Origin of the sequence: Piscinibacter sp. HJYY11 (genome assembly GCF_016735515.1) — a bacterium.
Lineage (GTDB): Bacteria > Pseudomonadota > Gammaproteobacteria > Burkholderiales > Burkholderiaceae_C > Rhizobacter.
Window position 1 is genome coordinate 4,993,349 of sequence record NZ_JAERQZ010000001.1, and the last position, 21,136, is coordinate 5,014,484.

At 70.3% G+C, this 21,136-nt stretch carries 22 protein-coding genes and 1 tRNA gene; 14 read left to right on the top strand and 9 right to left on the bottom strand.

Annotated features, from left to right (window positions below):
- Positions 1-5: 5 nt before the first annotated feature.
- Genes JI745_RS23365 through JI745_RS23390 form a run of 6 tightly spaced genes read right to left on the bottom strand, consistent with a single transcriptional unit; the run spans position 6 to position 6,859 of the window.
- The gene (locus JI745_RS23365) at positions 6-836 is read right to left on the bottom strand and encodes a MaoC family dehydratase N-terminal domain-containing protein (protein ID WP_201812205.1); all 831 of its coding nucleotides are present in this window, start codon (positions 834-836) and stop codon (positions 6-8) included.
- Positions 833-2,023, bottom strand: coding sequence for an acetyl-CoA C-acyltransferase (locus JI745_RS23370; protein ID WP_201812206.1), 1,191 nt, complete (start codon positions 2,021-2,023; stop codon positions 833-835). Before JI745_RS23370 ends, JI745_RS23365 begins: the two co-directional genes overlap by 4 nt.
- Positions 2,016-3,437 carry a CoA-binding protein gene (locus tag JI745_RS23375; RefSeq protein WP_201812207.1) on the bottom strand — a complete coding sequence of 474 codons (1,422 nt, stop codon included), beginning with the start codon at positions 3,435-3,437 and terminating at the stop codon, positions 2,016-2,018. The genes JI745_RS23370 and JI745_RS23375 overlap by 8 nt, the downstream gene beginning before the upstream one ends.
- Positions 3,434-4,957 (bottom strand): class I adenylate-forming enzyme family protein, encoded by a 1,524-nt coding sequence (locus tag JI745_RS23380; protein ID WP_201812208.1) that lies wholly within the window; start codon positions 4,955-4,957, stop codon positions 3,434-3,436. The genes JI745_RS23375 and JI745_RS23380 overlap by 4 nt, the downstream gene beginning before the upstream one ends.
- A 2-nt stretch (positions 4,958-4,959) precedes the next feature.
- Positions 4,960-5,841 carry an SDR family oxidoreductase gene (locus JI745_RS23385; RefSeq protein ID WP_201812209.1) on the bottom strand — a complete coding sequence of 294 codons (882 nt, stop codon included), beginning with the start codon at positions 5,839-5,841 and terminating at the stop codon, positions 4,960-4,962.
- Between the two features lie 37 nt (positions 5,842-5,878).
- Positions 5,879-6,859 carry a tripartite tricarboxylate transporter substrate binding protein gene (locus JI745_RS23390; RefSeq protein WP_201812210.1) on the bottom strand — a complete coding sequence of 327 codons (981 nt, stop codon included), beginning with the start codon at positions 6,857-6,859 and terminating at the stop codon, positions 5,879-5,881.
- A 136-nt stretch (positions 6,860-6,995) separates the two neighbouring features.
- Here JI745_RS23390 and JI745_RS23395 point away from each other — a divergent pair, with 136 nt between their 5' ends.
- From JI745_RS23395 to JI745_RS23405, 3 genes are read left to right on the top strand one after another with little or no spacing between them, the layout of a single operon-like run.
- Complete coding sequence (locus JI745_RS23395) at positions 6,996-7,907, top strand: SDR family NAD(P)-dependent oxidoreductase (protein ID WP_201812211.1); 912 nt, start codon at positions 6,996-6,998, stop codon at positions 7,905-7,907.
- Positions 7,907-9,112, top strand: a complete 1,206-nt coding sequence (locus tag JI745_RS23400) for an acetyl-CoA C-acetyltransferase (protein ID WP_201812212.1) — start codon at positions 7,907-7,909, stop codon at positions 9,110-9,112. Before JI745_RS23395 ends, JI745_RS23400 begins: the two co-directional genes overlap by 1 nt.
- Entirely contained in the window at positions 9,109-10,365 is a 1,257-nt protein-coding gene (locus JI745_RS23405) for a CoA transferase (RefSeq protein ID WP_201812213.1), read from the top strand. Before JI745_RS23400 ends, JI745_RS23405 begins: the two co-directional genes overlap by 4 nt.
- Here JI745_RS23405 and JI745_RS23410 read toward each other — a convergent pair.
- Entirely contained in the window at positions 10,349-10,972 is a 624-nt protein-coding gene (locus JI745_RS23410; protein ID WP_201812214.1) for a TetR/AcrR family transcriptional regulator, read from the bottom strand. The genes JI745_RS23405 and JI745_RS23410 overlap by 17 nt on opposite strands.
- 71 nt (positions 10,973-11,043) lie before the next feature.
- Here JI745_RS23410 and JI745_RS23415 point away from each other — a divergent pair, with 71 nt between their 5' ends.
- Both JI745_RS23415 and JI745_RS23420 read left to right on the top strand, forming a co-directional pair.
- Positions 11,044-12,201 carry an acyl-CoA dehydrogenase family protein gene (locus JI745_RS23415; protein ID WP_201812215.1) on the top strand — a complete coding sequence of 386 codons (1,158 nt, stop codon included), beginning with the start codon at positions 11,044-11,046 and terminating at the stop codon, positions 12,199-12,201.
- Positions 12,202-12,213: 12 nt separating this feature from the next.
- Positions 12,214-13,005 (top strand): CoA ester lyase, encoded by a 792-nt coding sequence (locus JI745_RS23420; protein ID WP_201812216.1) that lies wholly within the window; start codon positions 12,214-12,216, stop codon positions 13,003-13,005.
- Positions 13,006-13,021: 16 nt separating this feature from the next.
- On the opposite strand, the gene JI745_RS23425 is transcribed toward JI745_RS23420, so the two are convergent.
- Together JI745_RS23425 and JI745_RS23430 are read right to left on the bottom strand one after the other, a co-directional pair.
- Complete coding sequence (locus JI745_RS23425) at positions 13,022-13,801, bottom strand: ProQ/FINO family protein (RefSeq protein WP_201812217.1); 780 nt, start codon at positions 13,799-13,801, stop codon at positions 13,022-13,024.
- Between the two features lie 146 nt (positions 13,802-13,947).
- Positions 13,948-14,023: transfer RNA gene (locus JI745_RS23430), tRNA-Ala, on the bottom strand.
- A gap of 106 nt (positions 14,024-14,129) precedes the next feature.
- Between JI745_RS23430 and JI745_RS23435 the strand changes: the two genes are divergently transcribed.
- From JI745_RS23435 to epsE, 9 genes are all read left to right on the top strand, one after another.
- On the top strand, positions 14,130-15,017 hold the full coding sequence (locus tag JI745_RS23435) for an alpha/beta hydrolase (RefSeq protein ID WP_201812218.1): 888 nt from the start codon (positions 14,130-14,132) through the stop codon (positions 15,015-15,017).
- A gap of 117 nt (positions 15,018-15,134) precedes the next feature.
- Positions 15,135-15,557 (top strand): rubrerythrin family protein, encoded by a 423-nt coding sequence (locus JI745_RS23440; protein ID WP_201812219.1) that lies wholly within the window; start codon positions 15,135-15,137, stop codon positions 15,555-15,557.
- Between the two features lie 86 nt (positions 15,558-15,643).
- Positions 15,644-16,993 (top strand): heterodisulfide reductase-related iron-sulfur binding cluster, encoded by a 1,350-nt coding sequence (locus JI745_RS23445; RefSeq protein WP_201812220.1) that lies wholly within the window; start codon positions 15,644-15,646, stop codon positions 16,991-16,993.
- Between the two features lie 93 nt (positions 16,994-17,086).
- A complete protein-coding gene (locus JI745_RS23450) occupies positions 17,087-17,665 on the top strand; it encodes a DUF3501 family protein (protein WP_201812221.1) in 579 nt (192 codons plus the stop codon).
- Positions 17,666-17,868: 203 nt separating this feature from the next.
- A complete protein-coding gene (locus JI745_RS23455) occupies positions 17,869-18,309 on the top strand; it encodes a BON domain-containing protein (RefSeq protein ID WP_201812222.1) in 441 nt (146 codons plus the stop codon).
- Positions 18,310-18,459: 150 nt separating this feature from the next.
- Positions 18,460-18,897 (top strand): PleD family two-component system response regulator, encoded by a 438-nt coding sequence (locus JI745_RS23460; protein WP_201812223.1) that lies wholly within the window; start codon positions 18,460-18,462, stop codon positions 18,895-18,897.
- Positions 18,898-18,906: 9 nt separating this feature from the next.
- Positions 18,907-19,071, top strand: coding sequence for a hypothetical protein (locus tag JI745_RS23465; protein WP_201812224.1), 165 nt, complete (start codon positions 18,907-18,909; stop codon positions 19,069-19,071).
- A gap of 222 nt (positions 19,072-19,293) precedes the next feature.
- Positions 19,294-20,217: an EpsD family peptidyl-prolyl cis-trans isomerase gene (locus JI745_RS23470; RefSeq protein ID WP_201812225.1), complete on the top strand. Its 924-nt coding sequence runs from the start codon at positions 19,294-19,296 to the stop codon at positions 20,215-20,217.
- Positions 20,218-20,230: 13 nt separating this feature from the next.
- A complete protein-coding gene (gene epsE / locus JI745_RS23475; protein WP_236675103.1) occupies positions 20,231-21,133 on the top strand; it encodes a polysaccharide export protein EpsE in 903 nt (300 codons plus the stop codon).
- Positions 21,134-21,136: the final 3 nt, after the last annotated feature.

The following is a 21,136-nucleotide window of genomic DNA, read 5'->3' on the forward strand; positions in this document are numbered from 1 at the left end:
CAAGCTCAGGTGCGGAACTGCAGGTCGGCCTGCATCGCCAGGCGGCCTTGTGCAGCGCGAGCCCACAGCGCCAGTCGGCCCGGACCGTCGGGTCGACCGCATACGCTGAATGGCGATGTGTCGGCGAGCGGGCTGACGGCCTTGAACGCGAAGCGCACCGGGTCGCCGGCGCCGAGCTCGTGCTGCGCCAGGTCCATCAGCAAGGTGGCGATCAGTGGACCATGCACGACCAGGCCGTCGTAGCCTTCCACGCCGGTGGCGTAGGGGCGGTCGTAGTGGATGCGGTGGGCGTTGAAGGTCAGCGCCGAATAGCGGAACAGCAGCACCGGGTCGGGCACGACGCTGCGAGCGCAGGTCTCATCTGCAGGTGCAGTCGGCGCAGTCGGAGGGACAGCGTCCGCACGCGGCGGCTCGCGGTAGACGATGTCCTGCTCCTCGACGAGCGCCAGCCCACCCGCGCCATGCACCTCATGGCGCAGCGTGACGAAGGCGAGCCGCCCGCTGCGCCCGGTTTTCTCCTCGGCATGCACGATGGTCGAGCGGCGCTCGACCGCTTCGTCGACGTGCAACGACGCATGCCATTCGATCCGGCCGCCGGCCCACATGCGGCGCGGCAGGTCCAGCGCCGGCAGGAAGCCACCGCGCTTCGGATGGCCGTCGGCGCCGATCTCCGACGCGGGCGCCTTCGGCGTGAACGCGACCCAATGCCACAGGGGTGGCACGGTCTGTTGTGGCGGCTCGCGGTCCAGCGTCGCGGCCAGCGCCGCGAGCGGCGCGGCCGAAAGCCGGTCGCGCACGGTCTCGTGGCGGCCCACCGCCGCCGCCAGCGCGTTCATGCCGAGGCCACCTCAAACAGGCCGGCTGCCCCCATCCCGCCACCCACGCACATCGTGACGACGACATGCCGCACGCCGCGCCGCCGGCCTTCGATCAGCGCGTGCGCGGCCATGCGGGCGCCCGACATGCCGAAGGGATGGCCGATCGCGATCGCGCCGCCGTCCACGTTGAGCCGCTCGGGCGGAATGCCAAGCCGGTCGGCGCAGTACAGCACCTGGACGGCAAAGGCCTCGTTCAGCTCCCACAGGCCGATGTCGTCGACCGTCAGACGCGCTTGGCGCAGCAGCGCGGGCACCGCGAACACCGGACCGATGCCCATCTCGTCAGGCGCGCAGCCGGCGACCGCAAAGCCGCGGAACCAGCCGAGCACCGGCAGGCCCCGGCGCGCGGCGACATCGGCGTCGGCCAGCACGCAGGCCGCGGCACCGTCGGAGAGCTGGCTGGCGTTGCCGGCGGTCACGGTGCCAGCCTCGCGCACCGGCTTCAGCGCCGCCAGCCGCGCCGCGGTGGTATCGGCACGCGCGCCTTCGTCGTGGGCGAGCGTGACACGCTCGTCCCAGCTGCGGGCCTCGGCGCCCTGGCCGTCGCGGCGCCGCATCGTCGTCTCGATCGGCACGATCTCGGCATCGAAGCGGCCCGCCGCACGCGCCGCCGCGTAGCGCTGCTGGCTCGCCGCGGCGTACTCGTCCTGGCGCTCGCGCGTGATGCCGTAGCGCTGCTGCACGATCTCGGCGGTGTCGATCATCGGCAGGTAGACCTGCGGCGCGTGGGCGGCGAGCCAGGGCTCCTCGCGCATGTGCGTGTTGGTGTGCTCGCGCACGCAGCTGACCGACTCGGTGCCGCCGGCGACGGCGAAGCGCAGCGCGCCGGCCTGGATCGCGTGGGCGGCGATGGCGATGCTCTGCAGGCCCGACGAACAGTAGCGGTTCACCGTCATGCCGCTCACCGCCTCGGGCAGCCCGGCGGCGAGCGCGCTGATGCGGCCGACGTTGAAGCCGTTCGCGCCTTCGGGGAAGGCGCAGCCCAGCACCACGTCGTCGACCTCGGCCGGCTCGATGCCGGCGCGCGCCACCGCGTGTCGCACCGCATGCGCACCCAGCGTGCCGCCATGCGTGAGGTTGAGCGCACCGCGGAAAGCCTTGCCGATCGGCGTGCGGGCGGCGGCGACGATTGCGACCTCAGGCATTGTGGAGTTCCTCCTGCGCCACGCCCGCAGGCTGCAGCGCGCGCCGGTGCGCGGCGTGTTCGGCCAGCGCCTGCAGCGCCTCGGCCTCGTGGGTGTAGACGGCGACACCCTCGCGCGCGAACGTGGCGCGCACGTGGGCATGCGGGCTGTACAGCGCGAGCGGCCGGCCGGCGGCCAGCGCCGCCTGGCGCGCCTCGCGTGCGAAGCGCGGCACGTCGTAGCTCGGGCCGCCGATCGCGAGCAGGCCCAGCAGCGCGGCATCGACGCCGGGGTCGGCGAGCACGCCGGTCATCACACGGCCGAGCAGGCTGGCGTCGGCCAGCAGCATCGCGGTCAGGTCGATCGGGTTGCGGTTCAGAGAGAACGGCGGCAGCGACGCGTCGAGCATCGCCCGCGTGCCGGCGCCGAGTTCGGCGAGCGGCAGGCCCAGGCGATCGGCCGCGTCGGCGGCGAGCACGCACGACGCGCCGGAGTTGCTGACGATCGCAATGCGCGGCGGTGTGGCGGGCGAGCGCGCGGCCGGGTCGAGGTAGAGCGGCACGCTGGCGACCAGTTCGCCCAGGTGCGCGACGGTGCGGCAGCCGGCGGCGGCGAACATCGCGTCCAGCCGCGCATCGGCGGCGCCTTCGGAGCCGGTGTGCCAGCGCGCCGAGCGGCGGCCTTCGGTCGAGCGCGCGGCCCGCACCGCGAGCACCGCAACGCCGTGCGCACGCGCGGTCTCGAGCGCGCGCCGCATGAGCGCCGCGTCCTGCACGTCTTCCAGGTACAGCAGCAGCAGCCGCACGCCAGGCCGGCGCGCGAGTGCGTCGACGAAATCGGCGCAGCAGAGATCGGCCTCGTTGCCGGTCGCAGCGACGCAGCGCACGCCGATGCCCTGCTCGCGCAGCAGCGCATAGGCCGAGACGCCGAAGGCGCCGCTCTGCGAGACGATGGCCACCGCGCCGTCGGCCGGCGCATGGTCGGTGTAGATCGAGGCGAAGGACAGCACCGCGCCGCTGTCGAAGCTCGCGACGCCGATGCTGTTGGGCCCGAGCAGCCGCAGGCCACCGGAGCGTGCGATGGCCAGCAGCCGCTGCTCGCGCGCCGCGCCCTCGGCCCCGACCTCCGCGTAGCCGGAGGCAAACAGCAGTGCGTGCCGAACGCCCAGCCGCGCGGCCAGCTCGAGTTGCTCCTCGGCCTGCTCGGCGGCGACGCAGAGCACGGCGACGTCGGGCACCTCGGGCAGTGCGTCCAGCCCGGCGAATGCGGGCAGGCCCTGCACGCTGCGCTGGCGCGGGTTCACCGCGTAGATGCGCCCGGCATAGCCCTGGTCGAGCAGGTAGCGCAGCGGCCGGCCGCCGACCTTGTGCGGGTTGTCGGAAGCGCCGACCACGGCCACGCTCGCCGGTGCGAGCAGGCTGTCGAGCGCGCTCATCGTGCCTGCTCCGCGGCGAGGGCCTTCATCTGCGCCTTCGCGAGCTTGCCGGTGCCGCTGGCCGGCAGGCGCGCCATGCACACCACCTCGGCGGGGATCTTGTACGGCGCCAGCCGCTCGCGCAGAAAGCGCCGCAGCGCCTCCCCATCGACCGCCTGGCCGGCGAGCGGCTCGACGAAGGCAACCACCTCCTCGTCGCCCGGGACGGTGCGGCCGACGACCGCGCACTGCGCGACGCCCGGGTAGGCAGCGATCGCACGCTCGATCTCGGCCGGGTACACATTGAAGCCACCGCGAATGATCATCTCCTTGAGGCGGCCGACGATCGCGAGGTCGCCTGCCGCGCCGAACTCGCCGATGTCGCCGGTGTGCAGCCAGCCGTGTGCGTCGACCGCGGCACGCGTCGCGGCTTCGTCGCGGAAGTAGCCCTTCATCACGTTCGGGCCGCGCACCCAGACCTCGCCGCGGCCACCCGGCGGCACGGGTTCGCCGTGTTCGTCGCGCAGCACGACCTCGACGCCGGGGATCGGCCAGCCCGCCGACACGCCGGGCGGCGGCGCATGGCCCACGGTGCGCGTGGCCGCCGGCGCGGCCTCGGTGAGGCCGTAGCCCTGGTGCAGGGGCAAGCCGAGCAGCGCTTCGGCCTGCGCCTTGCGCTCGGCGTCGACCTGCGAGCCGCCGATGTAGGCAAAGCGCAGCCGGTTCGGCCGCAGGCTGCGGCCGCTCTGCAGCGACCATTCGTGCAGCCGCGCATACATCGCCGGCACGCCCTGGAAGACCGTGATGCCATCGTCGGCGATCGCCTGCGCCAGGCGTTCGGCGCTGAAGCGCGTGACGAGCTGCAGCGTCGCGCCTGCGCCGAGGCCGCACAGCAGCGCCGACACGAGGCCGAAGGAATGCGACAGGGGCAACACGTGGAAGATCAGGTCATCCTCGCGCAGCACCTGCTGCTGCTGCGAGGCCCGCGTGACGAAGCCGAGGTTGGCGTGCGTCAGCATCACGCCTTTGGGCATGCCGGTGCTGCCGCTGGTGTAGAGCATCAGCGCGACATCGGCGTCGGCCTCGGGGCCGGTGCCGGCGCCCTCGAATGTGGCGAGCCGCAGCTCGCCCAGGCCCTCCAGCCCGCCAAGGGCCGCCGCACGCGCGCCCGCCCGCTTCGCATGCGCCGCCGCGTCGGGCGAGGCGCCGGCGGCATAGGCGGCGATGCGCGGCCCGCAGTGGCCGAAGATCGCGTCGATCTCGCCCGGCGCCATGCGCGCATTCAGGGGCACGGCCCAGGCACCGAGGCGGATCGCCGCCAGCAGCAGCACGACGATCTCGGCGCTGTTCTCGCCGACCAGCGCGACACGTTCGCCGGGCGCGACGCCGACTGCCTGCAGCGCCTGCGCGGCTGCATCGATGCGTTGCGCGAGCTCCGCGTAAGAGATGGCCGTGCCGCCGTCGAGCACGAGCGCGGGCTTCGTGCCGACGCGCACGGCGGCCTGGTCGACGACGCGGTCGATGCGCTCTGTCGGGTGCACGCTCACTCGCCTTCGCTCCGCACGGCCTTGTCGCGCCCGTCCTGGCGGCGGATAGCCTCGCGCATCTCGCGCCACGCCGCGTCGTCCAGCCCGGCCAGCTCGGTGAACGAGGCGCCGTTCTGGCGGTGCCCCGCGCCGTCGATCGCGATCGTCTCGCCGGTCAGCCACTCGACGCCGTCGGCCATCAGGAACACCGCCAGGTTCTGCAACTCGCTCATGCGGCCCACGCGGTTCATCGGGTTCTTCACGCTGGTGTCGGTCCACGCGGCCTTCGGGCTCAGGCGCGCGTTCGCGCCCTCGGTCGGGAAGATGCCGGGTGCGATCGCGTTCAGGCGGATGCCGTAGCGGCCCCATTCGATCGCGAGCGACTTGGTCATCACGTCGACGCCAGCCTTGCTCATCGCCGAGGGCACGACAAAGGGCGCGCCGGTGCGCACCCAGGTCACGACGATCGAGATCACCGAGCCCTTGTGCCCGTCGGCGATCCAGCGCCGCCCCACGTGGTGCGTGACGTAGTAGGTGCCGTGCAGCACGATGCCGGCCACGGCGTCGAAGCCGCGCGGCGAGACGTCCTGCGTGCGGCTGACGAAATTGCCGGCGGCGTTGTTGACCAGCCCGTCGAGCGGGCCGCCCTCGTCCCAGATGCGCTGCACCATCGCGTCGACGTCGTCGGCGTCGCGGATGTCCAGGGCGTGGGTCGACACCGTCGTGCCGTGGCGTTCGCGCAGCGCCGCGGCGGCGGCGTCGAGCACCGGCTTGCGGCGTCCGCACAGCACGAGCTCGGCGCCGAGCTCGGCGTAACGCGTGGCGATTTCCAGGCCCAGCCCCGAGCCGCCGCCCGTGACGAGGATGCGCTTGCCTTGCAGGAGTGCGGGTTGGAACAAGGCGGGTCCTTTCGTGGTGATGCGGTGGTGACGCGGGTCAGTCGAGCGTGATCTTCTTGGCCTTGATCAGCGGCGTCCACTTGGCGATGTCCTTCGTGATCAGGGCCGAGAAATCGGCCGGCTTCAAGGGTTCGGGGATGATCAGGCCGAGCGCCTCGAAGGTCTCGCGGAAGGCCTTGTCGCGCGTGGCCGATGCGATCGCGGCATTCAGGCGGGTGATCGCTTCGGGAGGCGTGCCCTTGGGCACCAGGATGCCGAACCAGGTGCTGACGTCGAAGCCCGCCACGCCCGACTCGGCCACCGTCGGCACATCGGGAAACACCGGCAGGCGTTCGCGGCTGGTCACCGCGAGCGCGACGAGCTTGCCGCCCTTGACGAGCGGCATCGAGCTCGCGACCGAGTCGATGAAGATCTGCGTCTCGCCGCCCAGCAGCCCGGTGAGGGCCGGGGCGCTGCCCTTGTAGGGGATGTGCGTCATCTCGGTGCCGGTCTCGGACTGCAGCAGCTCGCCAGCCAGGTGCAGCGAGCTGCCGATGCCGGTCGACGCGTAGTTCACGCGGCCCGGCTGGGCCTTCGCTTTCGCGATGACGTCGCGCAGCGTTCGCAGCTCGCCGTTCGGCTGGGCGACGACGATCAGCGGCGTGATGGCCACGCGCGCCACCGGCACGAGCTGCGTGGGGTCGTAGGCCAGCTTGGTTTGCAGCAAGGGGTTCAGCACCACGGTCGCGGCGGTCGCGAGCAGCAGCGTGTGGCCGTCGGCCGGCGAACTGATCAGCGCCTGGGCGCCCAGGCCGGTGTTCGCGCCGGGCTTGTTCTCGACCACGACGGTCTGCCCCAGCTCCTTGCGAAGGTGCTCGGCCAGCGCCCGGCCCAGCACGTCGGTGCTGCCGCCCGGGGTGTAGGGCACGATCAGCTTCAGCGGCCGCTCCGGGTAGGCCGCTGCGGCACCGATCGGTACGACGGCAACTCCCACCGCGAAGGTCGCGGCCAGAACGCGATGCAACAGTCGATCCAACATGGCCTGTCTCCTTGATCTTGACGGTGATTAGTTTTGATTGGGTGGAGAGGTCGGCGATAGATGGGACAAACACCTAGATGCCATGTCGGCCCATTTCCGACTAAGATCTGATCACCGATTAGATAAGGGCGCGTTGATGGGCATCGTGGAAAACAAGGTCGTCGTCGTCACCGGCGCTGGCGGCGGCATCGGCCGCGACATGGCGTTGGCGCTGGCGCGCGAGGGCGCGAAGGTGGTGGTCAACGACGTCGGCACCTCGACCGCCGGCGAGGGGCAGGACGCCGGTCCGGCCGAGCGGGTGGTGGCCGAGATCCGCTCTGCCGGCGGCGCAGCCGCGGCGAGCACCGACAGCGTGGCCGAACCTGCGAGCGCCGCGCGCATCGCGCAGTGCGCGCTCGACCACTTCGGCCGCATCGACGGCGTGGTCAACAACGCCGGCATCCTGCGCGACCGCATGTTCCACCGCATGTCGCCCGAGGAGTGGGACGCGGTGCTGCAGGTGCACCTGTACGGCAGCTTCCACGTCAGCCGCGCCGCCGTCACGCACTTCAAGGAGCAGCAGGGCGGCGCCTTCGTTCACATGACCTCGACCTCGGGGATCATCGGCAACGTCGGCCAGGCGAACTACAACGCGGCGAAGATGGGCATCGTGGCGCTGTCGAAGAGCATCGCGCTGGACCTGCAGAAGTTCGGCGTGCGCTCCAACTGCATCGCGCCCTTCGCGTGGAGCCGAATGACGAGTTCCATCCCGACCGACACCCCCGAGCAGGCGGCGCGCGTCGAGCGCTTCAAGCAGATGACGCCCGACAAGATCGCGCCGCTCGCGGTGGCGCTGCTGGGCGACGCGGCGAAGGAGGTCAACGGCCAGGTCTTCGTCGTGCGCAACAACGAGGTCACGCTGATGAGCCAGCCACGTCCGCTGCGCTCGGTGCACCGCGGCGAAGGCTGGACGGCGCAGTCGCTGCTCGCGCACGGGTTGCCGGCGCTGCAGGCCAGCTTTGTGCCGCTGGACCGCTCGGCCGACGTGTTTTCGTGGGATCCCATCTGATGCGCCGCGCCGCCATCGTCCAGCCGCTGCGCACGCCGATCGGTGCCTTCGGCGGTGCGTTGCAGGACGTGCCGGTGGAGGAACTCGGCGCGACCGTCGTGCGCGCAATCCTTCAGCGCACCGGCCTCGACCCGGCGCGCATCGACGATGTCGTCTTCGCGCAGAGCTACATGAACGGCGAGACGCCGTGCACCGGCCGCTGGGTCGCGTTGCAGGCCGGGTTGCCGGTCGAGGTGAGCGGCATGCAGCTCGACCGGCGCTGCGGCGGTGGGCTGCAGGCGATCGCGACCGCTGCGATGATGGTGCAGACCGGTGCCGCCGACGTCGTGCTCGCGGGTGGCGTGGAAAGCATGAGCCGCGTGGAGCACTACACCACCGACATGCGCCGTGGCCGCCGCGCCGGATCGGTGACGCTGCACGACCGGCTCGACCGCGGCCGCGAGCGCTCGCAGCCCGAGGCGCGTTTCGGCCGCGTCAGCGGAATGATCGAGACGGCCGAGAACCTCGCGCGCGACTTCGGCATCACGCGCGACGCCGCCGACCGCTACGCGCTGCGCAGCCAGCAACGCGCCGCCGCGGCCTGGGAAGCCGGCCGCTTCGACGACGAGGTGGTGCCGGTCGCGGTGCCGCAGCGCCAGGGCGAGCCGATCAGCGTCGCGCGCGATGAGGGGCTGCGGCCCACGACGACGCTGCAGACGCTGGCCGCCTTGAAGCCGGTCATGAAGGAAGGCACCGTCACCGCCGGCAACGCCTGCCAGCAGAACGACGCGGCCGCCGCTTGCCTGGTCGTTGCCGAGGACCGGCTTGCGTCGCTGCGGCTGGAGCCGATGGCCTGGTTCGTCGGCTGGGCCGCCGCAGGCTGCGAGCCGTCGCGCATGGGCATCGGCCCGGTACCCGCGGTGCACAAGGTGCTGGCGCGCACCGGCCTCACCTTCAACGCGATGGACTTGGTGGAGATCAACGAGGCCTTCGCCTGCCAGGTGCTGGCCTGCCTGAACGGCCTCGGGACCTCGCTCGATGCGCTCGACGACCGGCTCAACGTCAACGGCTCGGGCATCTCGCTCGGCCACCCGGTCGGCGCGACCGGCGCACGCATCATGACGACGCTGCTGCACGAGCTGCGGCGGCGCGGCGCGCGCTATGGGCTCGAGACCATGTGCATCGGCGGCGGCCAGGGCATCGCCGCGGTGTTCGAAGCCGCATGAGTTATCAGCTTCTGCGCGGCCTGCGCGTCGTCGAGAGCTCGGCCTTCGTCGCCGCACCGCTGGCCGGTCTGACGCTGGCGCAGCATGGCGCCGACGTGATCCGCGTCGACATGATCGGTGGCGGCATCGACTACGGCCGGCTGCCGCGCGTGCCGGGCACGGGGCGCAGCCTCTACTGGACGGGGCTCAACAAGGGCAAGCGTTCGATCGCCGTCGACCTGAAACACCCCGAAGGGCGCGAGCTGGTGCAGGCGCTGGCCACCGCGCCGGATGCGCCGGGCACCACCGGCGGCGTGCTGCTCACCAACATCGGCACGCCGTGGCTGGCGCACGAGGCGCTGGCGGCGCGCCGCGCCGACGTCATCAGCTGCACGATCCAGGGCCACGCCGACGGCGGGACCGCGGTCGACTACACGGTGCAATGCGCCACCGGCTACCCCGCGCTCACCGGCCCCGGTTCTGCGGCACAGCCGGTGAACCAGGTGCTGCCGGCCTGGGACATCGCCTGCGCCTACCACGCCGCGTTCAGCATCATGGCGGCGCTCGACCGCCGCCGCAGCAGCGGCGCGGGTGCCGAGCTGAAGCTCGCGCTGTCGGACCTGGCGTACGCGATGCTCTCGCACCTGGGCGTGCTCGCCGAAGCCGAGCTGCTGCAGCAGGACCGCGCGGCGCTCGGCAACCACGTCTACGGTGCCTTCGGCCGCGACTTTGCTACCGCGGACGGCCGGCGCGTGATGGTCGTCGGCATCTCGGCCGGTCAATGGCGTTCGCTCGTCGCGGCTTGCGACGCGGCCGAGGCGATCGCGCGGCTGGAAGCGCGCACCGGGCTCGACCTCACCGACGAGGCACAGCGCTTCGAGGCGCGTGAGGCGATTGCGGCGCTGCTGGAGCCCTGGTTCGCCGAGCGGCCCTACGCGGAGGTCGCGCGCGTGCTCGATGCCCACCGTGTCTGCTGGGGCACCTACCGCACGCCGCGCGAGGCGCTCGCCGACGATCCGCGCTGCGGCATCGCCAACCCGCTGTTCGAGCGCATCAGCACCCTCGGGGTCGGCGAGCATCTCGCCGCCGGCGCGGCACTGCGGGTGACGGCCGAAGCGCGCGAGCCGATCCGACCTGCGCCGCTGCTCGGCGCCGACACCGATGCCGTCCTGCACGAGGTGCTGGGCTTGCCCGCCGGCGCGATCGGCCGTCTGCACGACACCGGCATCGTCGCCGGCCCCGAACATGATCCGACTTTCAAGCCCCGCCGCTGATGCCGCGGATGAAGGTCTCGAAGGTGCGCTGCGAGAAGCCCATCGGGTCCTTGCGCAGCACGTAGCGCGGCGTGTTCTGCGGATTCGTCAGCACGGTCGCCACGCCCTGGCACACGGTCCAGAGGCCCAGCGTCGCATCGCGGCCGCCTTCGGCGGAGCCCCCGTGCGCGACCAGGTAGTCGCCGACCGCCGCCTCGAGCAGGCTGTACGAGCGCGTCGCCGCATCGTTGAGCTCGGGGTAGAGCGTCTTGTCGGGGATCTCGGGCCCGTGCATCAGGTGGTACAGCGCCGGGTGCGCGAGCGCGAACTCGACGTAGGCCATCAGCACCGTCAGCAGCCGCTCGGCCGGGTCGCGCTTGTCCTTCAGCGCCGCGGTGCGGTGGTCGAACAGCATGCGAAAGCCCTGCGCTGCGATGGCCGCGAGCAGCGCCGCCTTGGACTCGAAATGGTGGAGCGGCGCGGTCTGCGTCACGCCCAGACGTCGTGCCACCTCGCGCATCGACAGCGCCGCGGGGCCTTCGGCTTCGAGGATCGCAAGGCCCACGCTCACCAGTTCCTCGCGCAGGTTGCCGTGGTGGTACGAGTTCTTCTTCGGCTTCGGGGTCACCGGCCGATGTTAGCCGCCGCCGCATTCACTGCACGCCCCAGGTCCACCTCCGCCCTGCCAACATCCCGTCCATGAAAACCGATCACACCCATGCCGACATCCGCGACGCCGTGCGCGCACTGTGCCAGCAGTTCCCCGACGAATACCACCGCCAGGTCGATGCCGAGCGGGCCTACCCCGCCGCCTTCGTCGACGCGCTCACCAAGGCCGGCTGGCTCGCCGCGCTGATCCCCCAGGAGTACGGCGGCTCGGGGCTCGGGCTGGCCGAAGCCTCGGTGATCATGGAAGAGATCAACCGCAGCGGCGGCAACGCCGGCGCCTGCCACGGCCAGATGTACAACATGGGCACGCTGCTGCGCCATGGTTCGGCCGAGCAGAAGCGGCGCTGGCTGCCGAAGATCGCCAGCGGCGAGCTGCGCCTTCAGTCGATGGGCGTCACCGAGCCGAGCACCGGCACCGACACGACCAAGATCAAGACCACCGCCGTCCGGCGCGGCGACCGTTACGTCGTCAACGGCCAGAAGGTCTGGATCTCGCGCGTGCGCCATTCGGACCTGATGATCCTGCTCGCGCGCACCACGCCGCTGGCGGAGGTGGCGAAGAAGTCGGAAGGGCTGTCGATCTTCCTCGTCGACCTGCACGAGGCGGTCGGCAAGGGGCTCACCGTGCAGCCGATCCCGAACATGGTCAACCACGAGACCAACGAGCTGTTCTTCGAGAACCTCGAGATCCCGGCCGAGAACCTGATCGGCACCGAGGGCCAGGGCTTCAAGTACATCCTCGACGGCCTGAATGCGGAGCGAACGCTGATCGCCGCCGAATGCATCGGCGACGGCCGCTGGTTCATCGAGCGTGTCAGCGCCTACGTGAAGGACCGCGTGGTCTTCGGCCGCCCGATTGGCCAGAACCAGGGCGTCCAGTTCCCGATCGCCGAGGCCCACATCGAGATCGAAGCCGCCGACCTGATGCGCTGGAAGGCGTGTGCCCTGTTCGATGCGCACCATCCCTGCGGGGCCGAGGCCAACATGGCCAAGTACCTCGCGGCCAAGGCGAGCTGGGAGGCCGCCAACGCCGCGATCCAGTTCCACGGCGGCTTCGGCTTCGCCTGCGAATACGACGTCGAACGCAAGTTCCGCGAGACGCGGCTCTACCAGGTGGCCCCGATCTCGACCAACCTGATCCTCGCCTACGTGGCCGAGCACGTGCTCGGGCTGCCGCGGTCGTTCTGAGGCACGTTCACCATGAAGCTGCCACGCACGCTGCTGTTCGTTCCGGCCGACCGGCCCGAGCGCCTGCCGAAGGCGCTGGCGGCGGGTGCGGTGCAGGTGATCGTCGACCTCGAGGATGCCGTCGCACCGCACCGCAAGCGCGAAGCGCGCGACGCCCTCGCCGCCGCGCTGGACGCGGCCTGCGCGCCCGTCGCGGTGCGCATCAACGGCGCCGACAGCCCCGAGTTCGCCGACGACCTGGCGCTGTGCCGGCACCCTGGCGTGGTCGCCGTCGTCGTGCCCAAGGCAGAAGACCCGGCACTGCTTGCGCAGGTGGCCGCGGCCGCGCCGCAGGCCATGCTGCTGCCGCTCATCGAGACGGCCCGCGGCATCGCCAGCACCGACGCGCTCGCGGGCGCGCCGCGCGTTCAGCGCCTGGTGTTCGGCAGCATCGACCTGCAGCTGGACCTGGGGCTGGGCGGCGGTGACGAGGAACTGCTCGTCTTCCGCATGCGGCTCGTGCTCGTGTCTCGCCTGGCCGGCCTCGCGGCGCCCGTCGACGGCGTGACAACCACGCTCGACGACGTCGAGACGCTGCGTGAGGACGCATTGCGTGCACGCCGCCTCGGCTTCGGCGCCAAGCTGTGCATCCACCCCCGGCAGGTGCCCGTGGTCGAGGCGGCGTTCACGCCCTCGGCCGAAGAGCGCGCCTGGGCGCAGCGGGTCCTGGCGGCGGCCGAGGCTGCGCAGGGCGCGGCCGTCGCCGTCGACGGCCGCATGGTCGACCGCCCCGTGATCGCACGCGCGCGGGCGCTGCTGGCCTGAACGGTCATTGAGACCGTCACCGTGAGCCGCGCTCCTGCCGGGCAGAGGTCAGGAGCGCATCCAGGGCTTCCTCGCTCAGCCCCTTCAAGGCCGCGAAGTTCGCCTTCGACAGCGGGCTCTGTTCGAAGCTGCGAAGCAGCAGGGCGCGTTCGCGGCGAGCCAAGGCCTCCGGATCCTGCTCGGGCGTGAGCGGCGGTGTCGGCGGCTTTGCGGACTCTGGCGAACGGACGCGTTTCAACTCGGGCCGCGGCTTCTGCGGGCGCCGCGGCGCACCAGGGCCAGTGTCGCCGCGGCGGCCCGGGTCTTGTCGTGCGTCATGGCGGGGCGGTCGCGCGGCCCGCGCCGCCTCGCGCTCAGCACGCTTCTTTGCTTCAACGATGGCACGGCGCCGCTCGAGTTCCACACGTGCAGCATCGCGGTGCTCGGCGGCGATTTCGCCGGCCGGCTGACCGTCGAGGTCGATGCGTGTCGCGCCCTCGGCCACGAGCGCCCGCAGGTAGGCGGTCGCCGTGGTGTGGCGCTGCAAGAAGACGGAGAGGGACTTCTTGGTGAAGACTCCTGGCGCGCGCTGATGGATGTCGGCCTGGATGCGAAGCTTGATCGGCTTGACCACGCCTGCACCGAACAGCGCCGGGAAGTGATTGGCCAGCAGGCGCGCGGTCTCGGCCACGCTGGGTTCGGGCCGCGGCGCGGCAGCCGCCACTGGGCCTGCTGGCGGGGCCTCGGTCGGCGCACCCAGCGTCGCGTTGGGCGTGGGGTCCGGAGCGGTCTCGGAAATCTCAGGGATGTCAGGCATCGGAACGAGGCAGGTCAGTCGACGAGCCCTTGTAGTGGGACGCGTATTTTCGGCCCATGACGCCCGATCCCTGGGTCGGGCCACTTCGATGCGTCGACTCGCGGGCAAAGAAAAAGGCCCTGATTCACAGGGCCTTGGGTGTTTGGTGGTGGAGAGGAGGAGGATCGAACTCCCGACCTTCGCATTGCGAACGCGACGCTCTCCCAGCTGAGCTACCCCCCCACAAACGAGCCGGAGTCTATCAAAAGAGACGGTGGGGCGGACACGGCTTGGTATTGGGGGCGGAAGGGGTTAGAAAGGCGCTCCACGTTCATTGCTGACGCCTTCCATGACCCACTTCGACCCCGGCTGGCTCGATGTTCAATACAACAACCGCGCGCGCGTGCCCGGGCATGCGCAGATCTTCGAGCGCTGGCGCGTGGCCTCGGCCCGGGTGCGCGAAGGCATGACCTGCGTGGCCGACGTGCCCTACGGCACCGGCGCCGACGAGACGCTCGACATCTTCCCCGCCGCCGAGCCGCGCTCGCCGGTGTTTGTCTTCATCCACGGTGGCTGGTGGCGCAGCCTCGACAAGGCCGACCATTCCTTCCTCGCGGCCAGCCTGGTGAGCGCGGGCGCGATGGTGGTGATGCCCAACTACTCGCTGTGCCCGGGCAGCGACGACGCGCCGGTCGGCATCGACACGATCGCGCTGCAGATGACGAAGGCGCTGGCCTGGGTGTACCGCAACGCCGCGCTGTACGGCGGCAGCCCGGGCCGCATCGTCGTCTCGGGCCACTCGGCGGGCGCGCACCTCGCCGCGATGATGCTGTGCTGCGAATGGCCCGAGGTCGACAAACGCCTGCCGATCCAGATGGTGCGCGACGCGCTTGGCCTTTCGGGTGTCTACGACCTCAAGCCCATCCAGCAGACACCTTTCCTGAAGGAGGACCTGCGCCTCACGCCCGAAGCGGTCGACAGGCTCAGCCCGGCGCGCTTCCGTGCCCCGCGCGAGGCGCGCTTCTATGCCGCGGTGGGCGCCGACGAGAGCGAGGAGTTCCTGCGCCAGAGCCAGCTGCTCCAGCTGGCCTGGGGCAAGACGGCCGTGCCGCGCAACGAGGCCGTGCCGGGTGCGAACCACTTCACCGTGCTGCACGACCTGGCCGACCCTGACGGGGTGTCGCATCGCCTGGCGCTCGATTTGATGGGCCTGCCCCGCGTTAACCCTGAAAAATAGGGCGCTGCTATCGCCCCGAATTGAATCTTTGTATTGGCCGCTGAAAACTCGCTGCGGTACGGTTGCCGGCGTTGGTGCCGTCATGCCAACTGTTCACCATTCACTAGGAGAGCAACGATGGCCAGCTTGAAAGGATCCAAGACCGAGCAGCACCTGAAAGACGCCTTCGCGGGCGAATCGCAGGCCAACCGCCGATACCTGTATTTCGCGAACAAGGCCGACATCGAAGGCCAGAACGACGTGGCAGCGCTGTTCCGCTCCACCGCCGAGGGCGAGACCGGCCATGCGCATGGCCACCTGGAGTTCCTGGAAGCCGTGGGTGACCCGGCCACCGGGCTGCCCATCGGCTCCAGCCGCAACAACCTCAAGGCCGCCGTGGCCGGCGAGACGCACGAGTACACCGACATGTACCCAGGCATGGCCAAGACGGCGCGCGACGAAGGCTTCGACGAGATCGCCGATTGGTTCGAGACGCTGGCAAAAGCCGAGCGCTCGCATGCCAACCGCTACCAGAAGGCACTGGACGCGCTGGTCGACTGACCTCCGCGCCCGAGAGACAGCCGTACCGGCCCCGCTTGCGGGGCCGGCTTGTTCTTGCAGGAGAAAAGCACAAGACAGGAGCGCGCATGACCACGCGAGAAGGCAACCTCGAGGCACCCACTCGCCATCCGATCGACTGGAAGAATCCTGACTTCTATGACGAAGAGAAGTGCGTCCACGAGATGGAGCGCATCTTCGACATCTGCCATGGCTGCCGCCGCTGCGTGAGCCTGTGCCAGAGCTTCCCGACACTCTTCGACCTGGTCGACGAGAGCAGCACGCAAGAGGTCGACGGCGTCGCCAAGGCCGACTACTGGAAGGTGGTCGACCAGTGCTACCTGTGCGACCTCTGCTACATGACCAAGTGCCCCTACGTGCCGCCGCACCCGTGGCAGCTCGACTTCCCGCACACCATGCTGCGGGCCAAGGCCATCAAGTTCAAGAAGGGCGAAGTCAAGGCCGGCGAGAGGCTGCTTGCCTCGACCGACGTGCACGGCCAGTTCGCCGGCATCCCGATCGTCGTGCAGGTCGCGAATGCGCTCAACAAGACCAAGCCGATGCGCAAGGTGCTCGACAAGACGCTCGGCGTGCACCCCGAGGCCTGGCTGCCCGACCTCGCCAGCAGCCGCTTCCGCTGGAGCGCGAAGAAGAAGGGCGATGCGAAAGACGTGAAGAACGGCGAGCGCACGCCCGGCAAGGTGGCGATCTACGCCACCTGCTACGTCAACTACAACGAGCCCGGCATCGGGCACGACCTGGTGAAGCTCCTGGAGCACAACGAGATCCCCTACGAGATCGTGAGCAAGGAGTCGTGTTGCGGCATGCCCAAGCTGGAGCTGGGCGACCTGGATGAAGTGGCGAAGCACAAGGAGGCCAACATCCCGGTGCTCGCGCGCTATGCGAAGGAGGGCTACGCCATCCTGTCGGCCATCCCGAGCTGCACGCTGATGTACAAGCAGGAGCTGCCGCTGATGTTCCCGGGCGACGCCGACGTGGCCGCGGTGCAGGAGGCGGTGTACGACCCCTTCGAGTACTTCATGGCGCGCCACAAGGACGGCTTGCTGAAGACCGACTTCAAGCAGCCGCTCGGCAAGGTCAGCTACCACATCCCCTGCCATGGCCGCGTGCAGAAGATCGGCCGCAAGACCGAGGAGATGTTCAAGCTGATCGGCGCCGCCGTCACGGTGCAGCTCAACACGGTGGAGCGCTGCTCCGGCCACGCCGGCACCTATGGCGTGAAGACGCCCACCCACCCGGTCGCCATGAAGATCGGCAAGCCCGTCTTCAAGAGCATGGCGAACGGCGAGCCCGACTACATCAGCTCCGACTGCCAGCTGGCCGGCCACCACATCGCGCAGGGCATGCAGCAGCAGGGGTCGCCCGAGGCGAAGCTCGCGCACCCGTTGAGCCTGGTGCGCATCGCCTATGGCCTCTGAAATCGAAGCGCCGGCCGAGCGCCGGGCTGCTCCCAAGCCGGCCGGCATCCTCTCGGGGGAGCGGCCGATGTACTCATCGGACGAGAGGTAAACATGACCATCACCCGAGACAGCCTGCTCACGCTCGAGGCCTACGCCAAGATCCGCAAGTCGAGCGCGCCGGAGATCATTGCCCACCGCAAGCGCCGCACGGTGCGCCTGGGCGAGCACATCTCGCTGCAGTTCGAAGACGAGACGACCATCCGCCGGCAGATCCAGGAGATGCTGCACATCGAGAAGATCTTCATGGAAGAGGGCATCCAGGGCGAGATCGAGGCCTACCTGCCGCTGGTGCCCGACGGCAGCAACTGGAAGGCGACGATGCTGATCGAGTACCCCGACGTGCACGAGCGCAAGCGAGAGCTCGCCCGCCTGATCGGCGTGGAAGACCGCATGTTCGTCGAGGTCGAGGGCCATGCCCGCATCTATGCCATCGCCGACGAAGACCTCGACCGCGAGAACGAGGAGAAGACCTCGGCCGTGCACTTCGTGCGCTTCGAGTTCCCTTCTGCCGCGAAAGAGGCCGTGCGGGCCGGCGCACAGGTCAAGCTGGGCTGCGACCACACCCACTACCCCGCCCACGTGCAGATCGTCCCCGAGACGCTCGCCAGCTTGGCCGGCGACCTGCGCTGAGCCACGGGCAGCGTCGACCCGCCTGACAGGGCTGACGGCACAGCCCTGCGTCCCGAACAGACATTTCCTACAGCCTGCAACGGCCCGGGCCGATGTTGCCCGGGCCGTGGTGTTTCTAGAGTTGCGGTCAAGGCATTCACTGAAGCAGTGAGGGACCGTCCCCACCGGTGTCTGGCCTCGCGATGAACGAGAAAGGAAGTTTCATGAACGCACTCAAGACCACCACCACCGTCGCCGCCCTGGCCGCCGCCTTCGCGCTGGCCGCCTGCGACCGCAACAGCGACGAGCGCACCGCCGGCGAGCGCCTCGACGGCGCCGTGGCCAGCGCCGAGCAGCGCGCCGATGAAGCCAGGTCCGATGTCCGCCGTGAGTCGGCCGAAGCCCGCAGCGACATCAACACCGCCGCCAACCAGGCTGGCGACAAGATGAAGGACGCTGCCATCACCACCAAGGTCAACGCCGAACTGGCCCGTGACAACGATCTGAGCGCGCTCAAGATCAATGTCGACACCAACGAAGGCCGCGTGGTGCTGCGCGGTACGGCGCCGAACGCCGACGCCCGTGACCGCGCCACGACCATCGCCCAGCGTGTGGACGGCGTGCTCGCGGTCGACAACCAGCTCACCGTCGGCACCCAGGGCTGACGCCCCGGCCGACCGAGGGGCGCTGAGCGCCTGAGCTTCGCAGCCGCCGTCTCTTCGGGACGGCGGCTGTTTCATTTGGGAACGCATTGAGGCAGGGGCAGGCACGCCGTTCGCCAACAAGGCCCATCACCCCTCACGCGAGACCACCCCATGCAACGCGAATTCGACTTCATCGGCCCGCAGGACGTGCTCTACATCGAGGACCACCCGACCAACGTGCACCTGATGCAGGCCCTGTTCAAGCGCCGCCCGCAGCTCAAGCTGGTGGTGGCAGGCGACGGCCAGCAGGCGCGGCGCATCGCTCGCAGCCTGCGCCCCGGCCTGTTGCTGGTGGACCTGCGCCTGCCCGATTGCCATGGCGCCGAGCTGCTCGAGGAGCTGCGCCAGTACGAGGGCTATGCCCACCTGCCGGCGGTGGCCGTGACCGCGGAGCCGGGCGACCACCTCGAGGGCACCAGCTTCTGCGAGGTGTGGCCCAAGCCGCTGGACCTGGCCTACGTGCTCGACCGGCTCGACCGGTTTGCGGCGATGGGGCCGCTGTTCACGCACCCAGAGCGCCAGCAGGCCGCGGCGCTCCACCCTGAATGAGGAGACCGCATGAATCTGCAAGACCAGTCGATCCGCGCCGGCGGGGCCAACCTGCCCCAGCCCGTGCCCTTCGTGCCCACGCAGCCGCTGCCGCCATCGCGGCCCATGCCCGAGCTGCCGGCACCCGAGATCGTCGAGCCACCACTGCCGGGGCACTTTCCTTTCCTCGGCTGAACGACCTCCCTGTGGGTTGTGCGCTGCAACTCTTACGGGTAAGCCCGAAAGCGCTCGGCATTTTTGGGCAAGCGGCGTGCCTGCGCGCGCCGGTGTTCACCCGAATGCCGCGTGTTTTGCAAAAACGGGCGTGGCACCGCGTTTGCCCAAGGGTCGCATCGACCAACAAAAGAGGGTGCCGGTTTGGGAATCACGTGGAGTCATCGACGATCTGCCTGCAGTGTGCTGATCGCCGCAGCAGCCTTGGCTGGTTGCGGCGCGAGGTCGTCGTCTGACACCGGCACGCAGATCGCGGCCCGGGTGAACCGCGAAGAGATCTCGGTCCACCAGGTCAACTACTTCCTGCGCCGCCAGGGCGCCACCACGCCCGAGCAGGCCGAAGCCGCGGGCCGCCAGACGCTCGAAGCCCTGGTCGACCAGGAGCTGGCCGTGCAAGCGGCGCTCGAACAGAAACTCGACCGCGACCCCGTCGTCATGCAGTCGCTCGAGGCCGCGCGGCGCGAACTCCTCGCGCGCGCCTATGCCGAGCGCCTGGCGCAGGGCGTGCCGGCGCCCACGCCGCAGGAGGTGCGGCAGTACTTCGACAGCAAGCCCGCGCTTTTCGCGCGGCGCCGCCTCTACACGCTCGTCGACACCGCCATCGACGCCACGCCCGAGGAGCAGAAGGCCATCGCCGCGCAGCTGCCCACCACGCGCGGCACGTCCGACATCGCGCTCGTGCTGCGCCAGTCGGGCCTGCGCTATGGCTCGCGGCGCACGTCCATGGGTGCCGAAGCGCTGCCGCTGCACGTGGTCGACAAGATGGCCACGCTCAACGAAGGCCAGTCGCTGCTGGTCGGCGGCCCGCGCGATGCGCACATCTTCACCGTGATCGAAGCGCGGCCCGCCCCGCTGAACCTGGAAGAAGCGCGCGGCGCGATCGAGAACTTCCTCATCGCCGAGCGCCGCCGCACCGCGCTCGAGCAGCAGATCAAGGCGCTGCGCAGCGATGCCCGCATCGAGTACCACGGCCGCTTCGCCCAGCAGGTGCCCGCCGAGGCCAAGCCGCTCGGCGCTGCGGCGTCCGGCGCCGAACCCGCCAACCCCACCGTCGCGCTCGAAGACCCGGCGCGCAACCTGTCCAAAACCTCCTACCCCAACAAGTGAAGGCCAGACCACTATGCCAGCCGATCTTGCTTCCCCGCGCTTCCTGTTGACCTTGTGCGTGCCGCTCGTGCTCGCGGCGTGTGCCAACACGCCCATGCCCGCAGCGCCCACGGCCTCCGTGGCACAGGCCCCGGTGGCCACGCCGCCGCCCGAGCCCGCCCAGCGCGCGCCCGAAGGGCCCGACCGCAGCCGCGACTACGTCATCGGCGCCGGCGACGTGCTGCGCATCAGCGTCTATCAGAGCCCCGACCTTTCGCTCGAGGCGCGTGTGAATGAAAGCGGCGTGATCTCGTACCCGTTGCTCGGGCAGGTGACGGTGGCCGGCCGCTCGGTGGGGCAGGTCGAAGCGGCCATTGCCGACGGCCTCAAGAAAGGCAACTTCATCCGCCAGCCGCAGGTGTCGGTGCTCGTGTCGCAGGTGCGCGGCAACCAGGCCTCGGTGCTGGGCATGGCCGGGCGCCCGGGCCGCTACCCGATCGAGGTGAAGGGCATGCGCCTGTCGGAGCTGCTCGCGCTTGCGGGCGGGGTGGCGGCCGGTGGCAGCGAGATCGTCACGCTGAGCGGCATCCGCGAGGGCAAGCCCTTCCGCCAGAAGGTCGACGTGTCGCAGCTCTTCGGCGGCAACGCCCAGGCTGAAGACCCGATCGTGCTCAATGGCGACACGCTCTACGTCGACAAGGCGCCCACCGTCTACATCTACGGCGAAGTGCAGCGCCCGGGCCCGATCGTGCTGACGCAGGACATGACCCTGATGCAGGCGCTGGCGAGCGGCGGCGGCCTCACCCAGCGCGGCACGCAGCGTGGCATGAAGATCCACCGCCGCAACGGCGCCGGCAAGGTCGAGGTGGTGGAGCCCGCCATGAACGACGTGCTGAAGCCCGGCGACGTGATCTACGTGCGCGAGAGCCTGTTCTGAGGA

What these genes read in the sequence shown, in the direction of transcription:
- JI745_RS23365 (WP_201812205.1), bottom strand. Translation starts at nt 836, where the DNA reads ATGAACGCGCTGGCGGCGGCGGTGGGCCGCCACGAGACCGTGCGCGAC.
- JI745_RS23370 (WP_201812206.1), bottom strand. Translation starts at nt 2,023, where the DNA reads ATGCCTGAGGTCGCAATCGTCGCCGCCGCCCGCACGCCGATCGGCAAG.
- JI745_RS23375 (WP_201812207.1), bottom strand. Translation starts at nt 3,437, where the DNA reads ATGAGCGCGCTCGACAGCCTGCTCGCACCGGCGAGCGTGGCCGTGGTC.
- JI745_RS23390 (WP_201812210.1), bottom strand. Translation starts at nt 6,859, where the DNA reads ATGTTGGATCGACTGTTGCATCGCGTTCTGGCCGCGACCTTCGCGGTG.
- JI745_RS23395 (WP_201812211.1), top strand. Translation starts at nt 6,996, where the DNA reads ATGGGCATCGTGGAAAACAAGGTCGTCGTCGTCACCGGCGCTGGCGGC.
- JI745_RS23400 (WP_201812212.1), top strand. Translation starts at nt 7,907, where the DNA reads ATGCGCCGCGCCGCCATCGTCCAGCCGCTGCGCACGCCGATCGGTGCC.
- JI745_RS23405 (WP_201812213.1), top strand. Translation starts at nt 9,109, where the DNA reads ATGAGTTATCAGCTTCTGCGCGGCCTGCGCGTCGTCGAGAGCTCGGCC.
- JI745_RS23415 (WP_201812215.1), top strand. Translation starts at nt 11,044, where the DNA reads ATGAAAACCGATCACACCCATGCCGACATCCGCGACGCCGTGCGCGCA.
- JI745_RS23420 (WP_201812216.1), top strand. Translation starts at nt 12,214, where the DNA reads ATGAAGCTGCCACGCACGCTGCTGTTCGTTCCGGCCGACCGGCCCGAG.
- JI745_RS23425 (WP_201812217.1), bottom strand. Translation starts at nt 13,801, where the DNA reads ATGCCTGACATCCCTGAGATTTCCGAGACCGCTCCGGACCCCACGCCC.
- JI745_RS23435 (WP_201812218.1), top strand. Translation starts at nt 14,130, where the DNA reads ATGACCCACTTCGACCCCGGCTGGCTCGATGTTCAATACAACAACCGC.
- JI745_RS23440 (WP_201812219.1), top strand. Translation starts at nt 15,135, where the DNA reads ATGGCCAGCTTGAAAGGATCCAAGACCGAGCAGCACCTGAAAGACGCC.
- JI745_RS23445 (WP_201812220.1), top strand. Translation starts at nt 15,644, where the DNA reads ATGACCACGCGAGAAGGCAACCTCGAGGCACCCACTCGCCATCCGATC.
- JI745_RS23450 (WP_201812221.1), top strand. Translation starts at nt 17,087, where the DNA reads ATGACCATCACCCGAGACAGCCTGCTCACGCTCGAGGCCTACGCCAAG.
- JI745_RS23455 (WP_201812222.1), top strand. Translation starts at nt 17,869, where the DNA reads ATGAACGCACTCAAGACCACCACCACCGTCGCCGCCCTGGCCGCCGCC.
- JI745_RS23460 (WP_201812223.1), top strand. Translation starts at nt 18,460, where the DNA reads ATGCAACGCGAATTCGACTTCATCGGCCCGCAGGACGTGCTCTACATC.
- JI745_RS23465 (WP_201812224.1), top strand. Translation starts at nt 18,907, where the DNA reads ATGAATCTGCAAGACCAGTCGATCCGCGCCGGCGGGGCCAACCTGCCC.
- epsE (WP_236675103.1), top strand. Translation starts at nt 20,231, where the DNA reads ATGCCAGCCGATCTTGCTTCCCCGCGCTTCCTGTTGACCTTGTGCGTG.